This window comes from Arthrobacter sp. EM1 (assembly GCF_029964055.1).
In the GTDB taxonomy this organism is placed as follows: Bacteria; Actinomycetota; Actinomycetes; order Actinomycetales; family Micrococcaceae; genus Arthrobacter.
The window spans coordinates 1336490-1354738 of sequence record NZ_CP124836.1; the positions used below are offsets into that span (position 1 = coordinate 1336490).

Below are 18249 nucleotides of genomic sequence, written 5' to 3' on the forward strand. Positions count from 1 at the left end.
CCGGCTAATTGAACTGCCTCGGGTTTTTGGTTTCTCCATGGGGAGGCATATTAAGCGGCTGATCCGGGAGCATGCTACGGCTGTGTCCTCATGGGGGCCAGCATCAACAACAAGGGCAGGAACGCGCATTCGGACAGTTCTGTTGGGATGCGCTCGCTTGTTATAGGGCTGTTCAACGATGGGCTAACGAATTGCTGGGCCGTCTTGGGGATCGCTAAGCGTCCGATCGGCAGCAAAGTATCGCCGTGCCCGGGCTCCATGACCGACAGCAGATGCCAGAAACTCGGGGATTGCACCGTCTGAGGAGTGCGCATGACCGGGGGCCGGGCGGTCCGGTATCGACGCGACACCGAACTCAGTTCGACGTAGAATTCAGTGACAGGAAAGGACTTCCGTCATGAGGCTTGAGGGCTGGCATCTGATCATCATCATCGTTCTAGTTCTGGTGCTTTTTGCTGCACCGAAGCTGCCGGGAATGGCCAGGAGCCTGGGCCAATCGATGCGTATCTTCAAGTCCGAAGTCCGCGAGATGAAGGAGGAGGGCCCTCCTGAGAAGAACGCCGCGGACGCCGAACCCGTCGAGGGCCGGACCGTGAACCACCCGAAGTCCACGGGGGTCGAAAGCCGTACCGGAGACGGAACCGACGTACCGCCGCCGACCCGCGCCTAAGACACCATGGCAGCCGGTAAGAGCAGCCGATCCAACCCTGAGGGGCGGATGGCGCTCTTGGACCACCTCAAGGAGTTGCGGAACCGGCTTTTCAAGGCTGCGGTCGCCGTCGTGCTGGGGACCGTCGTCGGCTTCCTCGTATACCAGCCCTTTCTTACGGCGCTCATCAAGCCGATCCGGGATCTGAACGAACATGAGGGCCGGCAGGCCACGCTGAACTTCGACGGCGTGGCGAGCTCCTTCGACCTGTTGATCCAAGTATCCGTGTTCCTGGGCCTGATCCTCGCCAGTCCGGTCTGGCTCTACCAGCTCTGGGCGTTCATCGTCCCGGGCCTGCATAAGAAGGAACGCCGGCTCGCCTTGTCGTTCGTCGCGGCAGCCGTGCCGCTGTTCCTCGGCGGCGTGGCCCTGGCCTGGCTCGTGCTGCCGAACGCCGTGCGGGTGTTGACGGATTTCACTCCCGCCGGGGGCTCCAACTTCATCAGCGCCCAGATCTACCTGTCCTTCGTCCTGCGCCTGCTCCTCGCGTTCGGCATCGCGTTCCTGCTCCCTGTGGTCCTGTTCGGCCTGAACCTGGCCGGGCTGGTCAAGGGCGCCCAACTCCTCAAGAGCTGGCGGATCACTGTGTTCCTCGTGTGTCTGTTTGCCGCCATGGCCGCGCCGGGCGCGGATGCCACGAGTATGTTCTATCTTGCCGTGCCCATGCTGGTGTTGTTCTTCACGGCCATCGGGCTCTGCCTGCTTAATGATCGCCGCCGGGAACGGCGGACGGTCAAGCTTGCCGCGGAGACCGAAGCCCGCGCGGACCTGGCAACGCCCGGCTCCGAACTGGGGAATCTCTAGCCCTTGGCGCAACGGGTCAGCCGCGCACCATGTGCCTGGCGGGAAGCGGATCAGCCCGGTGAGGCCCGCCGGCGCATGGGCCTTTCTGCCCCGACCACGGCCGGCGGGCAGCCCCCGGGGTGCCCGCTTGCCGTGGTCCATCCGTTTCTGTATGGGTGTGGGGTGGGTCAGGCGCTGGCTGCGCTCCGGTTGATCTCGCCGTTTACCCCCTTGGGGAAGAACCCGCCTTCTCTTTCTGCTTTGGCGGTGAGGTAGGCGATGTTCAGGACCTGCCCCGGGCTGCGGCTGAAAGCGATGCCGTTTGCGTCGGTCGGGACAAGGTTGGCGGTGTCTTTAGTGCCAATACCCTGATCGAGATCAGTTGATCCATCGAGGCTGTCCCGGGCGTCGGAGATCGCTTGGGCTGGTACCTGCAGATCACGAGCGTAGAGGGTGGTTCTGATGATTCCGGCGTGATAAGCCTCGACAGCGAGGATACCGGCGGCGGCTTCGAGGTCAATGCCGCAATTTGCCGTCCTCATGTATGCAGACGAGTCCCTCCATACTGTCGACGCAGCAGAGTCTGGCCTCGGCCGAGGAACCCGACGCCTCCCAGGCCCTGATGGGCGTCTTCGCCGACGAAGGTATCCGGGTCGTCCGCCGGGCGGCCGTGTCCTCGGTGCGCACGGACCCGGCCACCGGCGGGATCATCGCGACCGCGATCGTCTCAGGCGGGCAGCAGGAATTCCGGGCCGCCAGACTGCTCGTCGCCACCGGACGCCGGCCGGTCACGAACGGACTGAACCTGGCCACGGTCGGCGGCAAAACCGGGCACCGGGGCGAAATCCTCTTGCAGAACATCCTAGCCAGCTCCCACGAACGGATCTGGGCCGCCGGGGAAGGGACCGGACACCCCGAATTCGTCTACGTCGCAGCCGCCCACGGCTCCCTGTTGGTGGAGAACGCCTTCAACAACGCCGGCCGTGAGGTCGACGCAGCCGGTATCCGGTGCGAATGCCGGGTGCTTCCCCTGGCATTCGTCCCCAGAGCCTTGGTGAACAGGGACACCCGAGGCTTCATCCAAATTGTCGCCGACGCGGACAACGGACGGATCGTGGGAATGACCGCCGTCGCCAAGGACGCCGGTGACCTGGCCGCGGCCGGGGTCTTCATCATGGAAGCTGGAATGACTGTGGAGCAGGTGGCGAACCTATGGAGCGCGTACCTCACAATGGCCGAAGGAATCAAGATCGCCGCCCAGTCCTTCACCACCGATGTCTCCAAACTCTCATGCTGCGCCTCGTGACCAGCTAGGCCTCCACACGGATGCAGCAGGCCTCGTTGAGTACGACTTCATCGATCCAGCCGACCTCCGTCCTCACAGGTTACCGACATCGTCCTCGCACCCTCTCGCCCTCGCTGCCCCGGCACGGATCAACAGTGCAGGCGTCTGCATCATTTCGAATGCTGTGCGTTCGGAGGACTGCCGGCTGGCCAGAGGAGCGCATCATCCTCGGCAGCTGCCGACAGGAGTCTCAGCTTCCGGTGATTCGGCGTGCACTGCGTTGCTGGAGGGCCTGCTTCCGATAATGGCTGCCGTCCGGGGGATACCCGGGATCATCCAGAGCGGTAGAACGGGCACGCTGGGGTGCTACGATTTTTCCATCCACACGGGTGCCCTTGCAAGGGCTGAGATCGGGCTGATGCAGTCTGCGACCGTTGAACCTGTCCGGGTCATGCCGGCGAAGGAAGTAGGAAACCACTGATGAGCTCCATGAATTCACATTCGCTCGCGTACGCCCGAGACCCCGAAAATGGCATTAGGGTCCCTGTCACGGAGATTGCTCTGGAGGACTCTCCGAACGGGACGAAGAATCCACCGTTCACGGTCTACCGGACGGCCGGGCCCGGAAGCGATCCTGTGATCGGCCTGGAGCCGTTCCGGTCCGAATGGATAGAATCCAGGGGCGACACCGAGCCCTACGGCGGCCGGGAACGGAACCTGCTCGACGACGGTAAATCCGCCGTGCGACGGGGTGCCGCTTCTGCTGAATGGAAAGGCGCGCAGCCGGTTCCCCGCCGCGCCCTCGAGGGTAAGACCGTTACCCAGATGCGCTACGCCCGCCAGGGCGTCATCACTCCCGAGATGCGGTTTGTGGCAGTGCGGGAAAACTGCGACGTTGAGCTGGTGCGCGGCGAAGTTGCCGCAGGTCGGGCCATCATTCCCAACAACATCAACCACCCCGAATCCGAACCGATGATCATCGGCAAGGCCTTCCTCGTGAAGATCAACGCCAACATCGGCAACTCCGCGGTCACCTCCTCCATCGCTGAGGAAGTGGACAAACTGCAGTGGGCCGCCCGATGGGGCGCCGACACCGTGATGGACCTCTCCACCGGCGATGACATCCACACCACCCGTGAATGGATCATCCGCAACGCTCCGGTCCCGATTGGGACAGTACCGATCTATCAGGCACTGGAGAAGGTCAACGGTGAGGCCAATGACCTGACCTGGGAAATCTATCGGGACACCGTGATCGAACAATGCGAGCAGGGCGTGGACTATATGACCGTCCACGCCGGGGTGCTGCTGCGGTACGTCCCCCTGACCGCCAACCGGGTGACCGGTATCGTCTCCCGCGGCGGGTCGATCATGGCCGGCTGGTGCCTGGCCCACCACCAGGAGAACTTCCTCTACACACACTTCGACGAACTGTGCGAGATCTTCGCCAAGTACGACGTCGCCTTTTCCCTGGGTGATGGCCTGCGGCCCGGCGCGACCGCGGATGCCAACGACGCCGCCCAGTTCGCCGAACTGGACACCCTCGCCGAACTCACCAAGCGGGCCTGGAAGTACGACGTGCAGGTCATGGTCGAAGGCCCCGGGCACATCCCCTTCCACCTCGTCCGCGAAAACGTCGAGCGACAGCAGGAACTCTGCGACGGCGCCCCCTTCTACACCCTCGGCCCGTTGGTGACCGACATCGCCCCAGGCTATGACCACATCACCTCGGCCATCGGCGCCACCGAAATCGCCCGCTACGGCACCGCAATGCTCTGCTACGTCACGCCCAAGGAACACCTCGGGTTGCCGAACAAGGATGACGTCAAGACCGGCGTCATCACCTACAAAATCGCGGCCCACGCCGCCGACCTCGCCAAAGGACACCCAGGAGCCCACGAACGCGACGACGCCCTGTCAAAAGCACGGTTCGAGTTCCGCTGGCGGGACCAGTTCGCACTTTCCCTGGACCCGGAAACAGCCGAATCCTTCCATGACGAGACGTTGCCCGCCGAGCCGGCGAAGACCGCGCACTTCTGCTCCATGTGCGGACCCAAGTTCTGCTCCATGCGGCTCTCCCAGGACATCCGCGACCAGTTCGGAGGCATGTCCGAACAGGAAGCCATCGCCGGAATGAACGCTAAATCCGACGAGTTCCGCGAATCCGGCGGGAAGGTCTACCTCCCCGAACCCGTCGTGCCCGGGAGCTAGGAACGAGGAGCGGGTTCGGGCAGCGCCGGCACTCCGGCGCCGGTCCTGCCCCGATCCGGAACTAGAGATCTGTTCGACAGGGTCGGCGGGGAGGGCTGTGAGTCGGCGTCCGTCCCGTCGATCTGCTCGACCATGAGTTCGCGATCCGCCCGGTATTGACGAATCTCGGGGCGGAGGTGGTGGTCTTACTGGCGCAGGAGCTCACGTCCGCTGAGCGAATCGCCGGTTGAGTCCGTCTCCTTGGATGCGCCCCGCTGGTGAGTAGGGCTTTGGAGTTTCTGATTTCTTGCATGAGTAGTTCCGACCGGACCAGCCCGGGGTTGACGTCGGCGCGGCGGGCAACCTCCGAGACCGTGATGGGCAGGGTCAAGTTGTTATTCGCTTTTCTTCACCGGCGTTTCGGGCTGGGATGGCGGGTGACGGTACGGTCTACTGACTCGGGTGCGGGGTTGTTTGGGTGCACTTAGCAGGCGCCGGGCCAGGGTTAGGGTTTCTGCGAGGTTGACAGTGGGGAGGTAGGCGCGGGTGATGGCGTTGGCAATGGCGGGCAGTGCGGCTGCGTCAGGGTAGAGCATGTAGAGGGGTTCGTAGCGGGGCTGGAATTTTGCTTTGAATGCCAGCAGGGACCTGAACCCGTAGACAGGTTCCAGGGTCGCGCCGAGCCGGTCGAGGAGCCGGTCCAGGCTGCCGGAGCTCTGGTTGCTTGCCGAAGCTGGTCCGCGCTGTGGTGGTTCGTTGTGCCGGGCCAGCGGCGCTCCAGAGAGGCTGATGAACCCGTATCCTTCGTTTTTGAGGCTGAGTGAGGCGGAAGCGATAAGGAATTCGATGCCGGCACGGAATCCGTTGGTGCGGCGCCGCATGAAGTCCAGGGTCCAGCCTTCGATGGTGCCGTTGTTGTAGACGGGCAGCCAAGAGGCGACGGCGTGGACCATGTGGTCAGTGCCGACGGCAACCAGCAGTCGGACCTCGGGGTCGTTGAGTTCGTCCAGGCTTCCGAGGGTGAATCCCATTTCGGGCATTTTCTTGTCGGCGACCCATTCTTCCGAGATCTCCTGGATCTGTGCCAGTACCGAGAACGATGCGGTCCGGTATGTGGTCCATTCGGCACTGATCCCGGCTTTGGCGGCGTTATTCATCGCGGTTCGGACGTCCTGGAATTTCTTTCCTTTAAAGGACACCGCATCAAGCGGCAGGATCGTTTCCTGGGCGACCTGCACTGAGCCCCAGCCCAGGGACGCGGCGTGGTCGCGCAGATCCAGGGGGACGGAGTAGAAGCACGGGGTCCAGCCTTGCCCACTGCAAAAACGGGTGAACTCCTCGAACGTGGCATGGCGAGGGGTCACGGGTCCGACCGGGCCGCCCAGGGCCAGGGCAACCCCAGCGATGACACGATAGGCGATGAAACTTTCACCGGTGGAGGAGAACCAGTACATATTCCCTGGCCAGGTCGTCATCCAGGACAAGTTGCCACCGTGGTTGGCTTTCAGTATTTCTCGTGCGAGTCCGGTACCGGAGTGGTGCTGTGTTGGGGCCGGGCGCAGGAAGGTTTTTAAGGTCATGATTGCGGTGACAGCCCAGAAGACAATGCCGACTCCTTCATAGAGAACGGTTGCAGCGGCGCCCTGGGGAACGAACGCCGGGGCAAGATCGAGCATGTATCCCAGCGGCAGAAACCTATCCGGTATATCTGCGAGCAGTTCCCTGGGTCCCGGGACGGGTGTGATGCTGGGAGCCAGGAGGATTCCGGCCAACAGGTAGACGGAGGCAAGGACGGCTGCTGTCTTCCCGGTGCTGACCGCGAGCCGTCGGTAGGTTCCGGCAGGGGCCGACACCGGAAAAAGCCCGCGGAAGATCAGCAGCACCAGCGTCAGCACCGCGGGCAGGAGTAGCGGCAGCACCAGCGCGAGAGGGTGCGTGTACCCGGCAGTTTCGATGGCGCCGATCCCTTCGGGCGCCACGGTGCCCGGTGCTCCCGGATACAGCACCCCTGCGATGGTGATTCCGGCCAGCACGGACAAACCCAGCTGAACCAGCACGGCGGCGGCCCAGGCGAAGCGGCGTCCTCGGCGTAAACCGTCTGCGAGGATCAGTAAGAGAAAAGATGGCAGGACCGCCATGAAAATTGCGCCGGCGCCGGCGCGCAGCTGCAGTTGCGCGCCGGCGCATTCCTTCGCTTGTCCCGGGTCGGCGCACAGGACTTGGAGTGTCGCCGGGTCCACGGGCTGAATGTTGGTGAACAGGAAACGCAGCACCGATAGCGGTCCCGCGGCGTGCGGCGTCAGGCCGGCGACGACGGGCCCGACGGCCGACACGGCCACCAGCAGCGCGATGAGGACCCGGCCCTCATGCCGGGAGCTGACGGGGCGGACGAAACGGGGCGCCCTCCCACACAGGACCGGGCCCAGGAGCGCCCCGGCACCTGCGGCGCTGAGGCGGACCAGGTCCGCGAACCCGCCGCTGTAGAGGGCCAGGAGTACCAGCAGGGCGAAGACGACGAGGCGGACCCGCCGCCGCCACAGGGTCGGCATCATCGCCGTCCCCGCCATAATGGCCCCGGTCATGAGTGCAGTGGGACCAAGGAAGAGGTGCCCGCTCATTTCCTGAGTCCAGGTCCCCATGATCTGATGTGCAACCGTGAGGAACGCGAGAGCTGCACTAATTCCGAGTATCTGGCTGCCCAGGGCCGCTACGGCGAACCTGAGGCTTCCCATCCGGTATTCGAGTGCCAGCCCGACTACGAGCACAACTGCGCTTCCCAGCAGGTACCCGGTCAGGTTCTGCGCCCACAGCCCGGAACTCAGAAGCGCCCACCAGCGGCCGGGCAGTGAGTGCGCTGTTGCTGCCACGTTGGGACGCAAGGTGCCGGCCGGGCCGGTGATGATGGTGGATGTCAGAGCTCCGGCGGCCCAAAAGACCAGGACAAAACCCGCTGTAACCGGGGCACGGCGCAGAATTTCGATCCGGGACAGCCAACGCCCTTGGTGGGGCACGGTTCCGGGATCCGGCGGTGGCACTGGCACGGGAATTCCTTTGAGCAGATGCGGAGGGAACGGAAATTGCCCGAGGCTATCCCGCATGGTTGCTGGTCCTGTGGCGTCGCCGCCGATCCAGCGTCTTTGCATCGAATCCGCGAATCAGGCCAATTCCGGAGATCCGCGGCGCGATGACTTTGTTCCAGACCGGCAGCCAAGCCAGGATCGCCGCACTGCTGATCAGGACGGATCCGATGACGTCGCTAAGGTAATGCACCCCGAGGTACATCCGGGAGAACGCCACAACGGTTGCGAAAAGGGAGCCTGCGGCAAGTACTGTCAGGCGCTGCCCGGTTCCGTGGGCGAGGACCAGCACGGCGGCCAGCGCCAGGGAGACTGCGAAGGCCGTGTGTCCGGAAGGGAAGCTGTTGTTGCCCGTTTCGGCGATCAGCGCTCCGGTCGCGTCGGCAGGCGGCCGGGAACGGCTGACCAAGATCTTTCCGGCTGTTGCGGCCAGCCACCCGACAGCAACAACGGAGCCGAAGGCCAGCGCCTGAACCGGTCGACGGCGGTACCAGAGCAGGTACCCGCAGATCATCAGCACCAGCGCCAGGGCACCGGCCGGTCCAAGTCCGTAGTGAATGGCCTCACTGAGCGCAGTCAAGGCACTGTTCCTCCCATGACTCAGGAAGATGTCCAGGCCCAGCTCCGGGGCCAGGGGCCCGAAGGACTTCGCGGCCATCCCGGCCGCGGTCGTGGTCGCGAAAATGGAGAGCGCGGCCGTCGCCCACCACCAGGACCGCAGCCCGGGGAAGATCGTGTTCGGGTGTTCGGAGGATGAATCCATCATGTTGTCCTGACAGTGAGCTGGTCGTTGCGGGCCTTATGCCCACCAGCATGGAGCAGCGGCTCTGAGAGAAAGCTGAGAGGATCACCGCCGTTTCTCAGGCGCCGCTCAAGCTGCGTCGGGGATACTGCGGTTATCAACGAAAGGGGACCATCATGCGGATCTTGCTGGTCGAGGATGAAACGACACTGGCGGAGACCATTCGACGCGGACTCACTAATGAGGGCTTCGTCGTCGACGTCACCGCCGACGGGGTCAGCGGCCTGTGGGCAGCGACGGAGAACCCGTACGACGTGATCCTGCTGGATCTTATGCTTCCGCTCAAAAACGGGTACGACGTCCTCAAGGAACTGCGTGAACGCCTGATCTGGACCCCTGTTCTGATGCTGACGGCCAAAGACGGCGAATACGACCAGACGGACGCATTCGATCTGGGAGCCGATGACTACCTGACTAAACCCTTCAGCTTCATCGTCCTGGTCGCCAGGATCCGTGCCCTGGTCCGCCGCGGCGCCCCGGTACGGCCCGTCACACTGACTCTCGGGTCCCTCACCCTGGATCCGGGCAGCCGCAATGTGCGCCGTCGCGGCTCCACCATCGAACTGACCGCCCGGGAGTACGGTCTGTTGCACTACCTGATGCGCAGCCACGACCAGGTCGTGTCAAAGTCCCAGATCCTCGACAACGTCTGGGACCCGGCGTTCGAGGGCGGTGAGAACGTCGTAGAGGTCTATATTGGCTATCTGCGGCGGAAAATTGATACCCCGTTCGGGCTGCAGACCCTTACCACCATGCGGGGAATGGGCTACAAACTTACCGCCGACCGGCCGCCCGCATAAAGAACGTCCGCGACCGGCTCCTGCTTCGGGCACCCGGCGGCCAGTGGTGTTCGGCCGGAACATTAAGCGCTGCCGGTGTGGAATCGCCATAGCGTGCGCGGAACGGCTTCCCCGAATTCGCGTTCCGCTTCGATCTTTCGCTCGTCAGTGTGGAGTTCCTGGGGGTACCCGGTGAGAAAATCCAGATCCGGGCCGACCTTACCTCTGCCCGCCGTGCCCGGTCCCGGGGCCTGGCTGCGCTGGCGGCGGTTCCCGTCGTTTTGCCGTGCTCCGCCGCTGACGCCGAACCCAAGCCGAGGGTCAAAGCGAGGATGATCGCCAGTGTGGTGCTGGATGCGCTACGACAGTTCAAACGGACCACCTTTCCGTAGGTGAACTGAGGAACCACTGTGGCTTCCCGCGCCGGAAGGCCGCATCCGCTGCATCCGATGAGGCAGCAACTGACCTGTGCCAGGTTTTCGACGCCTTGAGCAGCCGGGCGCGGCGTCTTTACGGCGCTTCGGCCAGGCGCGGGTCCACTGCATGGTTCGGCGCCCCTGGTTGGCGGGCTGTGGCGGGGGCCGGCGTGAAGCCCAACTCGAACCGGCATCCGCCGTCGGGGGTTTCACCTGTGCGGATCCAGCCGTGGTGGGCTGCCATGATTCCCGCGGCGATGGCCAAGCCGAGGCCGCTGCCGCCGCTTTCACGGGACCGGCTTTGATCAAGCCGGACAAACCGCTCGAAGATCCGCGTCCGTTCCCCCACCGGCACCGGCGGCCCGTCGTTATCGATCGTGACGAGCGCCCCGTCGGTAGTGTTGAGCAGCCTAATGCTGATCCGGGAGACGGCGTGCCGGTCGGCGTTGTCCAGGACGTTGCGAATGACCTGGCCCAGCCGCCGCGGGTCTCCGGCGACCCTGACGGGCTCAAGGGTGACCTCGATCAGGCGGGTAGTGGTGGAACGCAGCCGGCGGACTTCCTCATTCAGGACATCATCAAGATCTACGTCTGTGGTCTCAATCCGGAGGCCGCCGTCGTTGGTTTTGGCCAGGGTCAGCAGATCCTCCACCAGGTAACGCATGCGGGCTGTTTCCCCTGCCAGGATGTTTTTCATTTGCTCCCAGGTGGCCCCGGAGGTGTCTGCGGCGGCGATCTCCACCCCGGCGCTGAGGGTCGCCAGCGGGCTGCGCAGTTCGTGGCTGGCGTCGGAAACGAAGCGGCGTTGTTCCTGGTCCGAGGCCTGCAGCCTACCCAGCATCATGTTCATCGTCTCGGCTAGGGCCTGGATCTCATCGGCGGTCGGCGGCACGTCCACGCGCCCGTCCAGGCTCCGGGCACTGATCCCCGCGACCTGGCCACGGATGCGTTCCACTTGCCGCAGTGACCGTCCCACCAGCACCCAGACGGAAATGCCCACAACCGCCAGCAGCGCCGGGGTGGCGCCGAGGATGAACCAGGCCACTGTGGAAACGGTGTCGGCCTGGACTTGGACGGTCGCAGCGACGACCACCGTGTAGAGCCTGCCGCCGACATCGACGCCGGTCGCCACGATCAGGAAATCATCATCGTCACGCAGGCTCGGCAGCCCGGAAACGTCCTGGGTCAGGGTCTGTCCGGCCCCGGGACGAAGGGAAGTTAACGGGGCCGCGGCCGCTGCAGGTATCGATGAGGCGAAAACAGAACCTCCCGGCGCGAGGATTTGGACGTACTGTCCGGTGTGGGCGGTCGAGGCGATGTACTGGCCGGCCTCACCGACGTCCTGGCCGGAAATCTGTGCGATGACGTCCAAGCTTTGCTGCCGTGCCGTCGTTTCCGTTGACGCCACAAGGGAGCTCTGGAGCAGGACGAGCAGGACGATCCCGCCCACTGCCAGTGCCGCCGCGACGACCAGTACCGCGGTCGCGGTCGCGCGCTTGCGCACACCCCATCGTGCACGGCGCCAGCGCGCCAAACCCTGAGCAGCATCCATGTTCCAAGGATGGGCCCGGCAACGGGCAGAAAACAAACCCCGCCCCCGGGGCCTGTCTCAGCCAGGCCTCAAGCACGCTAAGTCTCCTCTCAGCCTCCACGGACCACACTGGATCCAGAGCCACCCGCACCGGGAGGCGCCGGCGGACCCAAGAGTCCGCTAGGAAAGGAGCCGGACATGAACGTCAAAGACCTGAAAACCAAGACCAAGATCGTCATCGTCAGTGCAGGAGTCCTCGGCATGGCCGGGCTGGGGCTTGGGGCCGCTAACGCTGCAACCCCGACGCCGACCACCACCCAGTCCGTCACGGCGGACACGCCCACTCCGGGCGACACGGCCGACGTACCAGGTGCTGTCGACACCCCCACAGCCGGTGACGCTGCGGATGCCCCGGGGGCTGTCGAGGGTACCGAAACGACAGACGCCCCCGAAGCCCCCGGTGACACCGGCCCGAACGTCGAACAGACCGGTGACCACACCGATCCCGGCGACGCCCCGGGTTCCCCGTAGCGCCGCCGCGCAGGCGGACCTGAGGAAAGGACCGGCCGACAACACAGCGCCGCCGACGTACCGGGACCCGCGAAGCACCCCGCTTCGCGGGTTTTCCGGCGCCCGGGCAACAGCACCAGCGTCCGTTATCAACTCCAGCGTCCGGGAGCCCCGGCAGTTCGAAGGATTAAGGCATGAACGCTCTTTCCGGGTTGGATCTGCTCACCGGGGTTGTTCCCCTCAGTGTCGGGTCCGCGGCAGCGGCGGCAGGACTATACCTCCTCATCCGCCGCGGGCGGAGTTGGTGGATGAAGATAGCCGCGGCGGTCGCCGCCGCGGCCCTGCTGGCATTGGGGACAGGCTGGTTTCTGGTCCACGTGGCCGCCGTATCAGCCCAGGAGCTGCCGTGGCCCGTTACCGCGTGGATCGGCATCGCGTGCCTGGCTGTGCTGTTGGCGGGTTTGAACCTGGCCGGAACCGGCTGGCGCCGCAGAGCACTGGCACCGGTGGCCATGGCAGTGCTGATTCTGGGTGCCGCGTTGCAGGTGAATGCCTACTTCGGCGCCTACCGGACTCTCAGGGACCTGACCGGGGCCAGTACCGCAGCCATCCAGACGCTTCCGGAAGGCGCCCGAGTGGGGCCCCAGACCGCGCTCCAGCCTGCGCCCGGCCCGAAGGCGGGGCCGTTGGCGAGGACGTGGGTGAAACCCGCGGGACTCCCGGCGGCCGGGACGGTCAACTCGGTGCAGATCCCGGGTGCGGTGTCCGGCTTCGCCGCCGGCAATGCCTACGTCTACCTCCCGCCGGCTTACCAGGACGCGTCCCGGCCGGCGCTGCCTGTCCTGGTCCTGGTCGCAGGCCAGCCCGGCTCCCCGGCCGACTGGATCACCGCCGGCGCGGTAGCAACGGCCATGGATGCTTTTGCCGCAACACACGACGGGCTCGCGCCCGTCGTGGTCATCCCCGATGTCAACGGCTCGGCGAACGGCAACACCATGTGCATGGATTCCCGGATCGCCAAGGCCGACACGTACCTCTCTACCGATGTCCCGGCTTGGATCAAGGCCACTCTGAGGGTGGATCCGGACCCCGCCCGGTGGGCGATCGGCGGTTTCTCGTTTGGTGGGACCTGCGCCCTGCAGATGGCGTCCCTGCACGCGAATGTCTACCCATCAGCGATCGACCTCAGCGGCGAAGCGGAGCCGGCCCTGGGTCCCGACCGGGCAGCGACCATCGGGCAGGCGTTCGGCGGCAACACGGCCGCCTTTGACGCGGTGGTGCCCCTGAAGGTGCTGGCGGCCCGGCACTACGCCCACAGCAGGATTTACCTTGCCGCCGGGGCGCAGGACGGGACGTTCTCTGGCTACCAGGCCCGGGTCGCTGACGCGGCGGCCAAGGCCGGCATGGACGTCACGACCGCACTGGTGCCCGGTCAGGGACACTCCTGGGAGGTACCGCGGCAGTCTCTGGCCCCGGCCATGGACTGGCTCGCGCCGATCCTGGGGCTGAGCGGCTAAGACCGGGAATCCGATGACCGACGCATCCTCAGGGTTCTCTTATCGACTGGAGCATAGGTTTCAAAGCATGACGGACATGGCAATTCAAACCAGCATGCTGGCTAAGACCTACGGATCGAAACAGGCCCTTGAGGCCCTGAGCCTCGAGGTTCCCCGCGGTGAGATCTTCGGCCTGCTCGGACACAACGGGGCGGGAAAAACCACCACCGTGAACATCCTGACCACGCTGCTTCCGGCCTCATCCGGCACGGCACGGATAGCGGGCCATGACGTCACCACCGGCGCAGATCTGGTGCGCCGGTCGATCGGATACCTTCCGGAGAATGTCCAGTTCTACGACAACCTCACGCTGGCGGAGAACCTGATGTTCTTCGCCCGGCTCTCCGGGGTTCCTGATCCCGCTGCCCGGATCGCGGCGGCACTGGAGGCCGTGGACTTCACCGGCCACGGCCAGGAGCGGATGTCCACGTTTAGCAAAGGGATGCGTCAACGGGCCGGGATCGCTCAGGCCATCCTGCACGAACCGAAGGTGCTGTTCCTGGACGAACCGACCTCCGGGCTGGACCCGCAGGGTGTGGCCAAACTGCGGGAGATCATCATCAGTCTCAACCAGTCGCTGGGGATGACCGTGTTTATGAATACCCACCTCCTGGCAGAAGTGACCAAGACCTGTACCAGCATCGGGATCCTTAGCTCAGGACGGCTGATCTACCAGAACTCCGTCGCGGCCACGCTGGGGGCTTTCCCGGACCAGGCGTCGCTGGAAGACATTTACCTCCACATCGAAGCAGGCACCCCCTCATGAGCCCGTGGGCTGCCACCGTCGGGCATGAACTGCGCAGCGCCGGCCGTGAACGCCTGCCCCAACTGCTCCTCGTCATCTTCATCGGCATGACCGCATCCGCTGCGTTTATCGGCTCGGCCGCGAAAGCAACCGTTACCGAGGTCTATAACTCAGCGGCCGGCCAGGGCCTCACGAGTGCCCCTAATCCGTTCGGAAATGTCCCGCCGCTCTACTACGCCCGCAACACCGTCATTTACATCCTCCTGATTGGGGCTCTGCTGGCCATCGTGACCGGCGTCCAGTCCGCGATGCGTGACCGGCGTGCCCGGACGGTCGATCTGGTCCTTACCCGGCGCCTGTCCCCGGCCGGGTACCTGTCGGCGAAAATGACCGGCATCAGTCTGGGGCTCCTCGCGGTGCTGGGGTCCTCGGCCCTGATCAGCGCGGCCTGCATCAGCGCAGTCACCGGAACCATCCCCGCATTCGATCAGCTGCTCCGACTCCTCGCGCTTTTCGGCGTGGCATGGCTTTTCCTGCTCTTCTTCGTGGCACTGGGCATGCTCAGCGGGATCCACGCATCCAGCTACACCTCCGCACTGCTGGTCCCCATCGTGATCTGGAGTGTCATCATCTTTGTGTTGCCGCTGCTCGGTACCGCCGCGCACCCCGTCTCGCTGCTGAACCCCGTGACACCGCCCGCAGCCCCGCAGTCCGGGATCTTCGCACTCACCGGATCCCTCACCGGTCCCTTGTCCCTCGGGGAGCAATTCAAACACGTCGCCGCAATCCTGCTGAAGGACCCCCAGGCCACCGGCACCATGGCCGGCGGGATCACGGTGATCCTGGCCTTCCTCGCGGCCGGTATCAGCGCGGTCGTCCTGACCGGGCGGACCAGTATGCGAAAGGAACTTCATGACTAGCCTTATCACGCTCTGCGGGAAGGAACTCCGGGACCTCTCCCGCAACCGCTCCGTGCAGCTGCTCATCGCCTTCCTGGCCGTTGTCGTCGTGCTCTCCGTCCTGGTCGCGGCCGCAGACTTCCGGACCAAAACTGCCGACTACACCAGCTACCTTCAGGCCCTCAAAGCCAGCGGCGGTGCCGTCAATGCCCCCCCGCCGGATCTCTTCCCGCTGCAGATGCTCCGGGCGGGCATGGAGTACCTGGAAATCGTCGGGAGCCTCTTCGCCGTGATCCTCGGTTATGGACTGATCGCTAAGGAAAAGAACAACGGGACCCTGGAACTGCTCTTCACCCGTCCGCTAGGCCGGTACAGCTTCGCCGCCGGAAAAATCCTGGCCGCCCTCATCATCTGGACCGCCGTCACCACAGCCCTGTTCGCCGTCATCACCGCGACCCTGCTGATTGCCGGCAACGCACCCCTGACAGGAACAGACTTGATCCGGCTGATCATTGCCGCAGCGCACACCACCATCTACCTCACCCTGTGGTCGCTCGCGGCGCTGGCCTTGGCCGCCCTCACCCGGGCCCCGGGTACAGGGCTGATCCTTGCCCTGGTCCTCTGGCTCGTCGTGGTCCTGATCATCCCGCAAATCGGCGACACCATGGACCCGGATAACCAGATCCCCGGCGGCCTGTTCGCCAGCCTCCAAATCGACAAAGCCCACGAACACGCCGTCATGGCCAACTTCACCGGCTACGAAACATCCCGGGACCTCATCGAACAAACCTCCCTGACCAAACAATACGAACGCCCCCTGTTCGCCTGGCTCGGCATCAAAAACCAATACAACCAACAGTCCCCGGCATTTGTGTGGGCAGGGACCTTCAACCACACCCTCTGGCTCCTCGCCGGATTCGCCGCGGCAGTCACCGCAGCACTCCTGGCCGGCACCCGGGACAAACTCCTCCGAAAGGTCTAAAACCATGAAGACGCTCACCCTTAAGAAAATTCTCCCCCTGGCACTGTTCGTCATCGCCGCCGTGGCCGGGATCCTGATCTGGCAGGGGACCTCCGGGGCCGGCACACCATCGGCCCAGCCCTCATCAGCGGCTCCCGCGGCCACCGTGCTGCCCGTCACGAAAAACCCCATCACCGCTACCGGGACCGCCCCCGGACTGACCATCAGCAAGGCCAAGGCCGAAGACAACACCGACCCGCAGACCAACGCAGCAGTTCCGGACCGGCTTCAATTCACCCTGAGCAACTCCACCGCCGCGCCGCTTGGCGGCCTGGAGGTTTACTACACCATGAAGGATGCCGGCACCGGACAGACGGAGTCCTACTACCAGAAACTCGACGGACTGACCCTGGCACCGGATACCTCCGCCACAGTGTATTTCGACAACGGCACCGGCCCCGGTCACTACCCGGAAAACAAATACAGCCTCTACCGCACCTCCACCAATGAAGTAAAAATCAGCGTAGAAGCAGCCGCACCCGGACTCGCCCCGGCCACCGCGACCGCCACCAAAGCCAAAGGCACCGGCGAAAAAATCGACTAAGACGGGCGCCCGCCGGGGCCACGCACCGGTCTAGGGACACGCCTCAGGATCCCCTCAGGCGTCAGCATCCATGCTGGTAGTACCGATACGAACCCGCAGGAGGCACCACCATGCAGATCCCTATTAGCCCGGGCCCGACCGCCGGTAATGGATCGATGCGCCCGGCGGACCGGCAGCAGAAGGTCAAGTCATGACCTGGATCATCGACGCTGTCCGCAACGCCGGGCCCCTGCCCGCCTACCTAATCATTACTGCCCTGGTCTTCGCCGAAGACGCCCTGTTCATCGGTTTCATCCTGCCCGGCGAAACGGCAGCCGTCCTCGGCGGGGTCCTGGCCAGCCAGAACCATCTCCAGCTCTGGCTGGTCCTGGTCCTCGTCATAGCCGCAGCCATCATCGGAGACACCGTCGGCTACCAGATCGGCCACCACTTCGGGTCCCGGATCCTGCAGATTCCCTTACTCCAAAAACGACGGACCCAACTGGACCGGGCACGGGAACTGCTCGCCCGCAAGGGAGGATCCGCCGTGTTCCTCGGACGGTTTACAGCGTTCTTCCGTGCCGTTATGCCCGCCCTCGCCGGGCTCTCCCACATGCCCTACCGCCGCTTCCTGGCCTTCAACACCGCCGGCGGCACCATCTGGGGGGCCGCGGTGGTCCTCGCCGGATACTTCGCCGGAAACGCCTACCTTACGGCCGCCAAAACCTTCGGACCCACAGTAACCATCGCGCTGCTGGCCGTCCTCACGGCCGCGGTGGCAGCCTGGTACGTCCGAAAAAGGATCAAAGCCCGAACCGGTGAGGGCCCTGCTGCGCCGCTATTCCAAAGCGAAACTCCCGGCCAGCCAGTATCTTGGGAAACCAATCATCCCGAAGACCCGCAGCCGCCGATGCGTTCTGCACGCGCATGCACGGTCCCGTGGGTGTCTGTGCTGGACGAAGCAAGGCCTTGCCAGCAGGTCCCGATAACGAACGCTCGCAAGCAAAGGACGAGCCGATGAACTCTAAACAGCCCCAGGGTCCCAGGACCGGAACGGCACCCCGACCCCAAGGACCTGAAAACGACACGGCCATGTCGCTGCACGACCAGGCCCGGGACATCATCCAAGCGGTCCTGACCGACCCCGACCCCCAAAACGCCTCTGTCAAGGCCACCCTGCGCAGCCTACTCACTGTCCACCCGGATGACCACATCGCCGTACTCCGGGAACACCTGATCCTGACCCGGGGACTGGACCGTACCTCGGGCAGGACTTCCGGAAAAATGCCGGACTCGCTGCGGAACTGAGGACCCTGTCACGGTTCGACATTGCCTGGAGATGACCATGATGGGGCTGGCGTGGCTCTGCGGCCCGAAACAGTCCCGGCCCCTTTCCCTGGAACGCCGGGGTAAAGCTGGGGGC

The 18249-nt window shown here is 64.6% G+C and carries 17 protein-coding genes, 1 pseudogene and 1 riboswitch; of the genes and pseudogenes, 14 read left to right on the top strand and 4 right to left on the bottom strand.

Annotated elements, in window-relative coordinates; translation table 11 throughout:
- Positions 1–397: 397 nt before the first annotated feature.
- Positions 398–670 (top strand): Sec-independent protein translocase subunit TatA, encoded by a 273-nt coding sequence (tatA, locus tag QI450_RS06055; RefSeq protein WP_226774126.1) that lies wholly within the window; start codon positions 398–400, stop codon positions 668–670.
- Positions 671–718: 48 nt separating this feature from the next.
- Positions 719–1513 carry a twin-arginine translocase subunit TatC gene (gene tatC, locus QI450_RS06060; protein ID WP_282468164.1) on the top strand — a complete coding sequence of 265 codons (795 nt, stop codon included), beginning with the start codon at positions 719–721 and terminating at the stop codon, positions 1511–1513.
- A gap of 167 nt (positions 1514–1680) precedes the next feature.
- Here the strand turns inward: tatC and QI450_RS06065 are convergent, their stop codons facing one another.
- On the bottom strand, positions 1681–2034 hold the full coding sequence (locus tag QI450_RS06065) for a hypothetical protein (protein WP_282468126.1): 354 nt from the start codon (positions 2032–2034) through the stop codon (positions 1681–1683).
- A gap of 17 nt (positions 2035–2051) precedes the next feature.
- On the opposite strand from QI450_RS06065, the pseudogene QI450_RS06070 reads away from it, so the two are divergent.
- Positions 2052–2798: pseudogene (locus QI450_RS06070) on the top strand (FAD-dependent oxidoreductase); the annotation flags it as partial.
- A 354-nt stretch (positions 2799–3152) separates the two neighbouring features.
- Positions 3153–3260: riboswitch (TPP riboswitch) on the top strand.
- Entirely contained in the window at positions 3258–4988 is a 1731-nt protein-coding gene (gene thiC / locus QI450_RS06075) for a phosphomethylpyrimidine synthase ThiC (RefSeq protein ID WP_282360937.1), read from the top strand. Its footprint overlaps the riboswitch before it by 3 nt.
- Before the next feature lie 374 nt (positions 4989–5362).
- Here the strand turns inward: thiC and QI450_RS06080 are convergent, their stop codons facing one another.
- On the bottom strand, positions 5363–8008 hold the full coding sequence (locus QI450_RS06080; protein WP_226775921.1) for a DUF2156 domain-containing protein: 2646 nt from the start codon (positions 8006–8008) through the stop codon (positions 5363–5365).
- A 46-nt stretch (positions 8009–8054) separates the two neighbouring features.
- Positions 8055–8810, bottom strand: a complete 756-nt coding sequence (locus QI450_RS06085) for a phosphatase PAP2 family protein (RefSeq protein ID WP_226775922.1) — start codon at positions 8808–8810, stop codon at positions 8055–8057.
- 152 nt (positions 8811–8962) lie between these two features.
- On the opposite strand from QI450_RS06085, the gene QI450_RS06090 reads away from it, so the two are divergent.
- The gene (locus QI450_RS06090; RefSeq protein ID WP_226775923.1) at positions 8963–9646 is read left to right on the top strand and encodes a response regulator transcription factor; all 684 of its coding nucleotides are present in this window, start codon (positions 8963–8965) and stop codon (positions 9644–9646) included.
- A 149-nt stretch (positions 9647–9795) separates the two neighbouring features.
- Positions 9796–10017: a hypothetical protein gene (locus QI450_RS06095; protein ID WP_282468127.1), complete on the top strand. Its 222-nt coding sequence runs from the start codon at positions 9796–9798 to the stop codon at positions 10015–10017.
- A gap of 118 nt (positions 10018–10135) precedes the next feature.
- Here the strand turns inward: QI450_RS06095 and QI450_RS06100 are convergent, their stop codons facing one another.
- Positions 10136–11593: an ATP-binding protein gene (locus QI450_RS06100; RefSeq protein ID WP_226775924.1), complete on the bottom strand. Its 1458-nt coding sequence runs from the start codon at positions 11591–11593 to the stop codon at positions 10136–10138.
- Between the two features lie 177 nt (positions 11594–11770).
- On the opposite strand from QI450_RS06100, the gene QI450_RS06105 reads away from it, so the two are divergent.
- From QI450_RS06105 to QI450_RS06140, 8 genes are all read left to right on the top strand, one after another.
- Positions 11771–12103: a hypothetical protein gene (locus tag QI450_RS06105; RefSeq protein ID WP_226775925.1), complete on the top strand. Its 333-nt coding sequence runs from the start codon at positions 11771–11773 to the stop codon at positions 12101–12103.
- Between the two features lie 173 nt (positions 12104–12276).
- Positions 12277–13599 carry an alpha/beta hydrolase-fold protein gene (locus tag QI450_RS06110; RefSeq protein ID WP_226775926.1) on the top strand — a complete coding sequence of 441 codons (1323 nt, stop codon included), beginning with the start codon at positions 12277–12279 and terminating at the stop codon, positions 13597–13599.
- A 76-nt stretch (positions 13600–13675) separates the two neighbouring features.
- A complete protein-coding gene (locus tag QI450_RS06115) occupies positions 13676–14404 on the top strand; it encodes an ABC transporter ATP-binding protein (protein ID WP_226775927.1) in 729 nt (242 codons plus the stop codon).
- Entirely contained in the window at positions 14401–15303 is a 903-nt protein-coding gene (locus QI450_RS06120; protein WP_282468128.1) for an ABC transporter permease subunit, read from the top strand. The genes QI450_RS06115 and QI450_RS06120 overlap by 4 nt, the downstream gene beginning before the upstream one ends.
- On the top strand, positions 15296–16264 hold the full coding sequence (locus QI450_RS06125; protein ID WP_226775929.1) for an ABC transporter permease subunit: 969 nt from the start codon (positions 15296–15298) through the stop codon (positions 16262–16264). The genes QI450_RS06120 and QI450_RS06125 overlap by 8 nt, the downstream gene beginning before the upstream one ends.
- A 4-nt stretch (positions 16265–16268) precedes the next feature.
- A complete protein-coding gene (locus QI450_RS06130) occupies positions 16269–16847 on the top strand; it encodes a hypothetical protein (RefSeq protein ID WP_226775930.1) in 579 nt (192 codons plus the stop codon).
- 190 nt (positions 16848–17037) lie between these two features.
- Positions 17038–17847 (top strand): DedA family protein, encoded by an 810-nt coding sequence (locus tag QI450_RS06135; RefSeq protein ID WP_226775931.1) that lies wholly within the window; start codon positions 17038–17040, stop codon positions 17845–17847.
- Positions 17844–18134, top strand: a complete 291-nt coding sequence (locus QI450_RS06140; RefSeq protein ID WP_226775932.1) for a hypothetical protein — start codon at positions 17844–17846, stop codon at positions 18132–18134. The genes QI450_RS06135 and QI450_RS06140 overlap by 4 nt, the downstream gene beginning before the upstream one ends.
- Positions 18135–18249 lie beyond the last annotated feature (115 nt).

Bases quoted from the DNA above. Each gene is read 5' to 3' on its own strand.
- tatA (WP_226774126.1), top strand. From the start codon at position 398: ATGAGGCTTGAGGGCTGGCATCTGATCATCATCATCGTTCTAGTTCTG.
- tatC (WP_282468164.1), top strand. From the start codon at position 719: ATGGCGCTCTTGGACCACCTCAAGGAGTTGCGGAACCGGCTTTTCAAG.
- QI450_RS06065 (WP_282468126.1), bottom strand. From the start codon at position 2,034: ATGAGGACGGCAAATTGCGGCATTGACCTCGAAGCCGCCGCCGGTATC.
- thiC (WP_282360937.1), top strand. From the start codon at position 3,258: ATGAGCTCCATGAATTCACATTCGCTCGCGTACGCCCGAGACCCCGAA.
- QI450_RS06085 (WP_226775922.1), bottom strand. From the start codon at position 8,810: ATGATGGATTCATCCTCCGAACACCCGAACACGATCTTCCCCGGGCTG.
- QI450_RS06090 (WP_226775923.1), top strand. From the start codon at position 8,963: ATGCGGATCTTGCTGGTCGAGGATGAAACGACACTGGCGGAGACCATT.
- QI450_RS06100 (WP_226775924.1), bottom strand. From the start codon at position 11,593: ATGGATGCTGCTCAGGGTTTGGCGCGCTGGCGCCGTGCACGATGGGGT.
- QI450_RS06105 (WP_226775925.1), top strand. From the start codon at position 11,771: ATGAACGTCAAAGACCTGAAAACCAAGACCAAGATCGTCATCGTCAGT.
- QI450_RS06110 (WP_226775926.1), top strand. From the start codon at position 12,277: ATGAACGCTCTTTCCGGGTTGGATCTGCTCACCGGGGTTGTTCCCCTC.
- QI450_RS06115 (WP_226775927.1), top strand. From the start codon at position 13,676: ATGGCAATTCAAACCAGCATGCTGGCTAAGACCTACGGATCGAAACAG.
- QI450_RS06120 (WP_282468128.1), top strand. From the start codon at position 14,401: ATGAGCCCGTGGGCTGCCACCGTCGGGCATGAACTGCGCAGCGCCGGC.
- QI450_RS06125 (WP_226775929.1), top strand. From the start codon at position 15,296: ATGACTAGCCTTATCACGCTCTGCGGGAAGGAACTCCGGGACCTCTCC.
- QI450_RS06130 (WP_226775930.1), top strand. From the start codon at position 16,269: ATGAAGACGCTCACCCTTAAGAAAATTCTCCCCCTGGCACTGTTCGTC.
- QI450_RS06135 (WP_226775931.1), top strand. From the start codon at position 17,038: ATGACCTGGATCATCGACGCTGTCCGCAACGCCGGGCCCCTGCCCGCC.
- QI450_RS06140 (WP_226775932.1), top strand. From the start codon at position 17,844: ATGAACTCTAAACAGCCCCAGGGTCCCAGGACCGGAACGGCACCCCGA.